The organism is Rhizobium sp. A37_96 (assembly GCF_053521765.1).
Map to the genome: position 1 here is coordinate 57675 of NZ_JBNWDS010000021.1, position 9406 is coordinate 67080.

Annotated in this window: 8 protein-coding genes and 1 pseudogene; 7 read left to right on the forward strand and 2 right to left on the reverse strand. The window is 63.1% G+C overall.

Annotated elements, in window-relative coordinates:
• Window positions 1–30 precede the first annotated feature (30 nt).
• A complete protein-coding gene (locus ACQZ6J_RS30810) occupies window positions 31–1068 on the reverse strand; it encodes an Ldh family oxidoreductase (RefSeq protein WP_449086809.1) in 1038 nt (345 codons plus the stop codon).
• 134 nt (window positions 1069–1202) lie between these two features.
• Between ACQZ6J_RS30810 and ACQZ6J_RS30815 the strand changes: the two genes are divergently transcribed.
• The 7 genes from ACQZ6J_RS30815 (at window position 1203) to lhpI (ending at window position 8882) form a co-directional block, all read left to right on the forward strand.
• Window positions 1203–2720 carry an aldehyde dehydrogenase (NADP(+)) gene (locus ACQZ6J_RS30815; protein WP_449086810.1) on the forward strand — a complete coding sequence of 506 codons (1518 nt, stop codon included), beginning with the start codon at window positions 1203–1205 and terminating at the stop codon, window positions 2718–2720.
• Between the two features lie 235 nt (window positions 2721–2955).
• Complete coding sequence (locus tag ACQZ6J_RS30820; RefSeq protein ID WP_449086811.1) at window positions 2956–3762, forward strand: ABC transporter substrate-binding protein; 807 nt, start codon at window positions 2956–2958, stop codon at window positions 3760–3762.
• Window positions 3763–3832: 70 nt separating this feature from the next.
• The gene (locus tag ACQZ6J_RS30825; protein ID WP_163993001.1) at window positions 3833–4498 is read left to right on the forward strand and encodes an amino acid ABC transporter permease; all 666 of its coding nucleotides are present in this window, start codon (window positions 3833–3835) and stop codon (window positions 4496–4498) included.
• A gap of 12 nt (window positions 4499–4510) precedes the next feature.
• On the forward strand, window positions 4511–5164 hold the full coding sequence (locus ACQZ6J_RS30830; RefSeq protein WP_449086812.1) for an amino acid ABC transporter permease: 654 nt from the start codon (window positions 4511–4513) through the stop codon (window positions 5162–5164).
• Window positions 5157–5879, forward strand: coding sequence for an amino acid ABC transporter ATP-binding protein (locus ACQZ6J_RS30835; RefSeq protein WP_163993005.1), 723 nt, complete (start codon window positions 5157–5159; stop codon window positions 5877–5879). The genes ACQZ6J_RS30830 and ACQZ6J_RS30835 overlap by 8 nt, the downstream gene beginning before the upstream one ends.
• On the forward strand, window positions 5879–7120 hold the full coding sequence (locus ACQZ6J_RS30840) for an NAD(P)/FAD-dependent oxidoreductase (protein WP_449086813.1): 1242 nt from the start codon (window positions 5879–5881) through the stop codon (window positions 7118–7120). The genes ACQZ6J_RS30835 and ACQZ6J_RS30840 overlap by 1 nt, the downstream gene beginning before the upstream one ends.
• A 73-nt stretch (window positions 7121–7193) precedes the next feature.
• A complete protein-coding gene (gene lhpI, locus ACQZ6J_RS30845) occupies window positions 7194–8882 on the forward strand; it encodes a cis-3-hydroxy-L-proline dehydratase (RefSeq protein ID WP_449086814.1) in 1689 nt (562 codons plus the stop codon).
• A 98-nt stretch (window positions 8883–8980) separates the two neighbouring features.
• Here lhpI and ACQZ6J_RS30850 read toward each other — a convergent pair.
• Window positions 8981–9299 (reverse strand): annotated as a pseudogene (locus tag ACQZ6J_RS30850) (proline racemase family protein); the annotation flags it as partial.
• Window positions 9300–9406: the final 107 nt, after the last annotated feature.

Sequence of the window (9406 nt, forward strand, 5' to 3'; positions counted from 1 at the left end):
CCGCCCATGCTTCGACATGGGCGGGACCACTCAGGCCACGGCATCGAGGCCGAGTTCCTGAAGCCGGTCGAGCTGGCGGATTTCATCTGATGTCAGCGGGATACCCTCTTTTTGCGCGCGAGCGCGGGCGGCGAAACGGCGCTGCGAGGGGAGGCGGGCGCCCTGGCCGGCGATCGCTTCGAACAGCGTTTCGGCGCGGGCAAGCGGATTGCCGGGCCTGCCGGCTGAGAAGGCTTCCGGCGAGAAGGCGACGATCAGTTCGCCGTGCCGTGGGGCAAACGCCGTCGACCCCAGGTAGTCGAGTGCTTCGCGGCTGGTGAAATCACCGATCATAACACCCGCCAGAAGCTCGATCATCGTGCCGATGGCCGAACCCTTATGGCCTCCGAAAGGCAGCATCGCGCCGGCGAGAGCCGCTTCCGGATCCGTGGTCGGTTGGCCATCGGCATCTATGGCCCAGCCCTCCGGCAGAGACTTGCCGGCCCGGCGATGCAGCTCGATCTCGCCGCGCGCGGCAACGGAAGTGGCGAAGTCGAAGACATAAGGCGGACTGTCGAGGCGCGGCCAGCCGAAGGCGAACGGGTTCGTCCCCAAAAGGGGGGCAGTGCCGCCGGCAGGCGCTACCGTGGAATAGCTCGGGCACATGGCGAAGGCCGCAAGACCTCGATCCGTCAAGGCTTCCACTTCCGGCCAAAGGGCTGCGAAGTGCGTGCAGTCGTTGATGGCGAGCGCGGCAATGCCGAAGCGGCGAGCCCGCTCGGCAAGCACCGGTGCGCCGAGCTCGAAGGCGGCATTCGAGAAGCCGCTCTTGGCATCGACGCGTACTATGGCGGAGTCATCGCGCTGTTCCAGCACCGGCACTGCATCCGGCCGCGCCTTGCCGGCCTTGACCGCGCGCAGAACGCCTTCGATGCGGTAGATGCCGTGGGATTTGCAGGCGTCGCGCTCGCCGGCGACGATGACCCGTGCGATTGCGGCGGCCTGCTGCTCGCTGAGGCCGGCTTTCGAAAGGATCGCCACGACGCGGCCTTGCAGCGCGTCCGGCGTCAAGGTGGTGACGTCGCTCATCTGAATTCTCCCATGGTTCGCTTGCTTGCATCTTAGGTGCGAAAATTGTAAATACAAAAAGTATACAAAAAATCGACACGCATAAAGCAACGCTACCACGCATTTCAGCGCATCGGCAAGGGAAAGGGAAGATCATGGATTTCACGCCTCACGGAAAACATCTGATTGCAGGTGAATGGCTTGAGGGCGAGGGGCATTTTCCCTCCGTGCCGGCGCATGGCCGGCCGCATGATTTTTCCATCGGTACGGTGGAACTAGTTGCCCGTGCCTGCGAGGCGGCGGAAGACGCTTTCTGGAGCTATGGCTATTCGACACGCGGCACGCGCGCAGCCTTCCTGCGTGTCATCGCGGAGGAGATCGAGGCGCGGGGCGCAGCCATTACCATGATCGGCAGCCAGGAAACCGGCCTGCCGGAAGCGCGCCTGGAAGGTGAGCGCGGCCGAACGGTCGGCCAGTTGCGTCTGTTTGCCGATCATATCGAAAAGGGCGACTATCTCGATCGGCGCTTCGATGCGGCTTTGCCGGATCGCAAGCCGGCGCCGCGCCCGGACATCCGACTGCTTCAGCGGCCCATTGGTCCGGTCGCGGTCTTTGGTGCGTCCAATTTTCCGCTCGCCTTCTCGACGGCAGGCGGCGACACGGCAGCGGCTCTTGCGGCCGGTTGCCCGGTCGTGGTCAAGGGACACTCCGCCCATCCCGGTACCGGCGAAATTGTAGCGGAGGCGATCGATGCTGCCATCCGCAGGACGGGCATGCATCCCGGGGTCTTCTCGCTGATCCAGGGCGGCAGCCGCGAGGTAGGCCACGCTCTCGTACAGCATCCGATGATCAAGGCAGTCGGCTTCACCGGTTCGCTTGCGGGCGGTCGTGCATTGTTCGATCTTTGCGCCGCGCGGCCGGAGCCTATTCCATTCTTCGGCGAGCTTGGTTCGGTCAACCCGATGTTCGTGCTTCCGCACGCCATGCAGGCGCGCGCGGAAGCCATGGGGCAGGGCTGGGCAGGGTCGCTGGCGATGGGCGCCGGTCAGTTCTGCACCAATCCCGGCATCGCGGTGGTATTGGATGGCGCCGATGCCGACCGCTTCGTAAAGGCGACAGTCGAGACGCTTGCCGGAATGGCGCCGCAAACCATGCTGACCGACGGGATTGCCAAAGCTTATCGCGCCGGCCAGCAGCGCTTGGCGTCCCGCGACGGGATCAGGCCTCTCCTCGTCACCGAGCAATCCGGGCGCAGCGCCGCCCCCAACCTGTTCGAAACGACGGCAGCGGCCTTCCTTGCAGATCATCTGCTGGGAGAGGAAGTGTTCGGCCCGCTTGGGCTTGTGGTGCGTGTCGGCTCACTCGATGAAATGGAAAGGCTCGCTCGTGGCTTCGCTGGCCAGTTGACCGTGACCCTGCATATGGATGGAGACGATATCGCCGCGGCGCGCCGTCTTCTGCCGGTGCTGGAGCGCAAGGCCGGGCGCGTGCTGGTCAATGGCTTCCCGACCGGCGTCGAGGTGGTGGATTCCATGGTTCACGGCGGCCCTTATCCGGCATCGACGAATTTTGGCGCGACCAGCGTCGGCACCTTGTCGATCCGGCGTTTCCTGCGCCCGGTATCCTATCAGAACATGCCGGCCGGGCTGCTTTCCGGCGACCTTGCGGACTGATCGTCTCTTCTGAACGACATCACTATCGCGCGCGAACATCGCCGGCGACCGGCTGGCGATGGGGCGGGGTGTTGCCTCTTTACCGGCTCGAAGAGGCAAACCGTTGCTCACAGGCGTTTGGTACGATGAAATTCTTTTTGTATACTATATGTATTTTCAATTTGATTTACGTCGGCAAAAAGCGTTTATTGGCCGCGGTCGCAAATGGCCGACCAAACTGGGAGAACAAATTCTAATGAAAAAAATGGTCATCGCATTTGGCCTTCTGGCCGCCGCTTCCGTCATCTCGCCGGCCAAGGCCGACAAGCTGGACGACATCATCTCTTCGGGAACGCTGCGTTGCGCCGTCGTGCTGGACTTCCCGCCCATGGGCTCGCGCGACGAGAACAACAATCCGATTGGTTTCGACGTCGACTATTGCAACGATCTTGCCAAGGCGCTCGGCGTCACCGCCGAAATCGTCGAAACGCCGTTTCCCGAGCGCATTCCGGCCCTGATGTCCGGCCGCGTGGACGTGGGCGTTGCATCGACCTCGGATACGCTGGAGCGTGCCAAGACCGTGGGCATGACCATTCCCTATTTCGCCTTCGAAATGGCCGTCACCTCCAACGACAAATCTGGCATCAAGTCCTTTGAGGACATGAAGGGCAAGACCGTCGGCGCGACCGCCGGCACCTTTGAGGCGATCGCACTCGAAAAGCAGGTCAAGGAGTGGGGCACCGGAGAGTTCCGTCCGTATCAGACGCAGGCCGACGTGTTCCTGGCGCTGAGCCAGGGCCAGCTCGATGCGACCGTTTCCACCTCGACCGTTGCCCAGGCGACCGTCAAGTCCGGAAAGTTCCCCGGCGTCTCCGTCGTCGGCAAGGCGCCGTTCCAGACGGACTATGTCGCGCTTTTCACCAACCGCGAAGAATACGGCCTCATCAATTATCTCAACCTGTTCATCAATCAGCAGGTCCGCACGGGCCGCTATGCCGAACTCTATGAAAAGTGGGTCGGCGGTGCCCTGCCGGCACTGACCGTAAACGGCGTCTATCGCTAGTCGGATCGCTCTCAACGACGGCGTGGCCATGATGGCCGCGCCGTTTGACCTTTCCGAAAGGTGGACGTTCATGTTCAGCTACACCTTCCACTGGAACCAGGCCTTCAAGGTATTGCCGCAGCTGCTCGATGGCGCGGTCGTAACCCTGCAGATCGCGATCCTGTCCATGGCGGTCGGACTTGCCTTTGCCATCGCGCTCACGCTCTTCAGGCTTTCCGGCAGCCGCCTGCTTTCCGGTATCGCCTCGATCTGGGTGGAGGTCGCCCGCAACACGCCGGCCCTTTTCCAGATCTACATGGCACATTTCGGGCTCGGCAATTTCGGGATCCATCTCAGCCCCTATACGGCGCTGCTGGCCGGCATCGCCTTCAACAATGCCGGATATCTCGCTGAAAACTTCCGTGGCGCCCTCAAGGCGATCCCCGACACGCAGACGCGCGCTGGCCGCTCTCTGGGAATGACCTCGCTTCAAGCCTTTCGGCTGATCGTCATGCCGCAGATGCTTCGTATCGCCTTCCTGCCCGTCACCAACCAGATGGTCTGGGCGATCCTGATGACCTCGCTCGGCGTCACCGTCGGCATGAGCACCGACCTTGCCGGCGTCACGCAGGAATTGAACGCGCGTTCGTTCCGAACCTTCGAGTTTTTCGCGCTGGCCGCCGTGATCTATTACCTGATCGCCAAGCTCGTCACGCTTGCTGCTCGGCTCGCCGCTTGGCGCATGTTCCGCTATTGAAAGAGGTGAGAGATGTTCGATACTGCCCTCACCTGGAATGACCTCCTCTTCCTTGCCAAAGGGGCCTGGATGACGCTCGTGGTCACCGGCGTATCCGTTGCGACCGGCACGATCCTCGGGGTTGTCTTCGGGGTGATCCGCGTCCAGGCCGGTTCCATCTGGTCGGCGCCGCTGACCTTCATGCTCGATGTGTTTCGGTCCGTACCACTGCTCATTCAGCTGGTTCTCGGCAATGCGCTGCAGGCCATACTGAAGCTCGGCTGGGCACCGTTCACCACGTCCTGCGTGGTGTTGTCGCTTTATACGGCTGCTTACTGCACCGAGATCGTGCGTGGCGGCATCGCCGCCGTACCGCCCAATACCCGCCGCGCCGCCCGCTCGCTCGGCATGAGCTGGCGGCAGGACATGTGCTATATCGTGGCGCCGCTCGCAACGCGCGTGGCGCTTCCTTCGTGGATCGGTCTTTCGCTCGGAGTCATGAAGGATTCCGCCCTGGTCCTGTGGCTGGGATTGATCGAACTCCTGCGCGCCTCGCAGGTTCTCGTCACCCGCCTGCACGAGCCGCTGCTGATCCTGACGATCTGCGGCGTGATCTACTTCATCATCAGCTTCCCGATCGCCCGCCTCGGCGGTTATCTCGAAAAACGGTGGTCCCCCAATGATTGAGATCGAAAATGTCCGCAAGTCCTTCGGCCCGCTCGAAGTGCTGAAGGGGATCAACCTCACCGTCAACAAGGGCGAGGTGGTCACCATCATAGGCGGGTCGGGATCCGGCAAGTCGACACTTCTGACCTGCATCAACGGTCTTGAACCCATCGATTCCGGGCGGATCCGCATCGACGGGACGGAGGTGCACGCCAAATCGACGGATCTCAACAAGTTGCGCCGCAAGGTCGGCATCGTTTTCCAGCAATGGAATGCGTTCCCGCATCTGACCGTGCTCGAAAACGTCATGCTTGCGCCGCGCAAGGTGCTCGGCCTCGGTCGGCAGCAGGCCGAGGAAATGGCGGTCAAGCAACTCACCCATGTCGGACTTGCCGAAAAACTCTCGGTCTATCCGGCGCGCATGTCGGGCGGCCAGCAGCAACGCATGGCGATTGCAAGGGCGCTTGCCATGTCGCCGGAATACATGTTGTTTGATGAGGTGACGTCGGCGCTCGATCCCATGCTTGTCGGCGAGGTGCTTGATACGCTGAAGATGCTGGCGGAGGAGGGAATGACCATGATCTGCGTGACGCATGAAATGGCGTTCGCCCGCGATGTCTCGGATCGCGTCGCCTATTTCCATCAGGGCGTGATGGCCGAAATCGGCAAGCCGGAACAGATCTTCGGGGCGCCGCAACATCCCGAAACGCAGAAATTTCTTTCGAGCGTACGTTGATGGCGAGACCGGACGTTATTGTCATCGGAGCCGGCGTCGTCGGCCTTTCCGCCGCGATCGCGGCTCAGTCGCGCGGCCTCGCTGTCGTCGTCGTCGATCGCGAGGGACCGGCTGCCGGCGCCTCCGCCGGCAATGCCGGTGCCTTCGCCTTCACGGACATCCTGCCGCTTGCCTCTCCCGGTATCCTCAAGAAGGCACCGAAATGGCTGCTCGATCCGCTTGGGCCGCTGTCGGTGCCGCCGGCCTATGCGCTACAGATCGCGCCCTGGATGTTTCGGTTCTGGCGGGCCTGCCAGCCGTCGCGCGTTGCCCATTCCACGGCAGCCCAGACAAGCCTGATGGATCTTTCCAAGGCGGAGCTGGAACCTTTCCTTGCCGCGACGGAGACCCTCTCCATGCTTCGCAAGGAGGGCAATCTTCAGGTCTATGAAAGCGAGGCGGAATTCCGGGCATCGCTGCCCGGCTGGGATGTGCGCCGCAACCACGGCATCGAATTCCAGCATCTGAAGGCCGGCGAGATGGCGGCGATCCAGCCGGGTTTGGCATCGCGCTTCGTGCTCGGCACCTTCACGCCCGGCTGGTATTCCATCGCTGATCCCAAGCTGTATACGCTGGCGCTGGCTGAACATTTCCGCAGCCGGGGCGGCGTCATCGAGAGGGCGGAGATTTCCGCTCTTCGCGCCGTCAGCGGCGGGGTCGAGATGATGGCGACCGATGGAAAGCTGCGTCAGGCGGGCAAGATCGTCCTGGCGGCCGGCGCCTTCTCCCATCGTATCGCCAGGACGCTCGGCGAACGCATTCCGCTTGAAACCGAACGCGGCTACAATACCACGCTTCCGGCCGATGCCTTCGACCTGCGCACGCAGATAACCTTCGGTGGCCATGGCTTTGTCGTCAGCAAGCTCTCGACCGGTATCCGTGTCGGTGGGGCGGTGGAGCTTGGCGGGTTGGCGCTGCCACCGAACTTTCGTCGGTCCGAGGCCATGTTGCAGAAGGCACGCGCCTTCCTGACCGGTCTCAAGCCGGATGGAGGAAAGCAATGGATGGGCTTTCGGCCGTCATTGCCTGACAGCCTGCCTGCCATCGGTCGCGCCAGGGCCACGCCGGACGTGATCTATGCCTTCGGTCATGGCCACCTCGGTTTGACCCAGTCCGCAGGGACGGCGCGTCTCGTCGCCGACCTTCTGACGGGGCGGATGCCGCCGATCGATCTCTCGCCATTCTCGCCGCAACGCTTCTGACAGAAACGGATACCGCCATGCACGCTTTTCGGCATCGGCGATCATGACCCTCCGGCATATGGATTATAGTGACATGAACGATACGGCATTTGCGCGCAGCATCATGAGCGGCACGGCAGAGGGCCGGGTCGTTGCAACGGGGGAAGCGTTGAGCTTCTGGGGCGGGGTCGATCCCGCCACGGCCAAGGTTATCGATATCCATCATCCCCTGCACGGCGAATGTCTTACCGGCGCGGTGCTGATGATGCCGTCGAGCCGAGGTTCCTGCACCGGTTCCGGCGTGCTGCTTGACCTCGCGCTGACCGGTCGTGCGCCGGCTGCCTTGGTCTTTTGTGAAGACGAGGATGTGCTGACGCTCGGCGCCCTCGTTGCTGCGGAAATGTTCGGCCGGCAGTTGCCGGTGGTGCGTCTGCGTCCGGACGTCTTTGCCAGGCTGTCACAGGCAAAGACCCTTCGGATCGAGGCGACAGCCATCGTCGCGGACGGACAGGCGACACCTCTTCTCCCGCCCGCCACCTCGGCGCTTTCGCTGACGGCGGCGGACCGGTCCATGCTGGAGGGCGGCGAAGGCGTTGCGGTTGCCCAGGCCATGCGGATATTGACCGCGATGGCGGCACAGCAAGGTGCCACCTCCCTGATCGATGTGACGCAGGGCCATATTGACGGGTGCATCTATGCAAGCCCCGCCAATCTGACCTTTGCGGAAAAGATGGTCGAGCTCGGCGGCCGCGTGCGCGTGCCAACCACGATGAACGCAATTTCCGTCGATCGCGCCAACTGGCGATCCCAGGGCGTCCCGGAAGCCTTCGGCGATCCGGCTGCACGACTGGCGGACGCCTATGTGCGCATGGGCTGCCGACCGACCTTTACCTGCTCGCCTTATCTGCTGGAGAGCGCACCGGGCGCCGGAGAGGCGATCGGCTGGTCCGAGTCCAACGCCGTCATTTTCGCCAACAGCGTGCTTGGCGCGCGCACCGCGAAGCATCCCGATTTCCTCGACCTCTGTATCGCGTTGACGGGCCGGGCACCGCTTTCAGGCGTCTATCTGGATGAAAACCGCAGAGCGACCCGCGTCCTCGATGTGGAACTGCCCGAAGCTCGCAACGATGCCTTCTGGCCGCTCATCGGCTATCTCGCCGGAAAGGCTTCGCCGGATCGAATTCCTTTGCTGCGGGGTCTTGCCGCCGGCAACCCCTCGCGGGACGACCTGAAGGCGCTCTGCGCCGCCTTCGGCACGACGTCTGCGGCTCCCATGCTGCATGTCGAGGGTGTAACGCCGGAGGCGGCCGATGCCGAGCATCCCAACGCGGATCGTCACGTTATTACGCGCGCGGACATGGCTGCCGCTTGGGAGATGCTGAACGAAGGACCGGAGGAGGTCGAGCTTGTTGCCATCGGCAGCCCGCACGCCTCGCATGCGGAATGTCGTGCGCTTGCCGACGCGTTTGCGGGCCGGCGCCGCCTGCCGGGAGTGATGGTCATCGTGACGGCGGGACGCGACGTCATTACCGCTGCCGAGGCGGATGATACGCTGGCACGGCTGCGCGACAGCGGGGTGCAGGTCCTGCCCGATCTTTGCTGGTGCTCGATTTCGGAGCCGGTCTTTCCGCCCGGAACGCGCGCGGTCATGACGAATTCAGGCAAGTATGCGCATTATGGACCAGGTCTCAGCGGCCGTGTCGTGCGCTTCGGCAGTCTCGCCGATTGCGTGGAGGCGGCTGTCGCGGGACGGGTTCCGGCAGGCCTGCCGAAATGGCTCTAATGGATATGTGCGTCGGGAGCTGATCCGACGCCTGAAGCCGGGATTGCCAGGGACGGAATTCCCGTGAATGCCGTCCTCCGCGGCAGGTTGGCTTTCCTTTAGAGATCCATGGGCCAAGTGTCGGAGAGCCTGTATCCGGCCGGGATACGGATCATCGGGATCGACCATGAGCTGGTGCGTGCCGACGATCCATGCGCGGCCTGATATGATCGGGCTGATCGCAGCCGTGCCGTCGATGCTGCAATGGAATTCCGTGTCGATGAGCGATGTCCCGACGAACCGGTCGATCTTGCCGGGGCGAATGGCGACGGCGTTCTTTCCCCAGAGAACGCCATCCTTCATCTGGACCGGATCGGTGATCTGGCAGAAGGAGATATGGTTCCAGTCGTTGACGGGGTGGCGAAAGCCGAGGGCATCGCGCGGCTTCGAGCAGGGCCGAGACGGTTGCGATGGCCGCGCTTCCTTTCGCCCAACAGCCGAGATGCGCGCTTGCGCGGCGGAAGGAGATCACGATATTGAGGAGA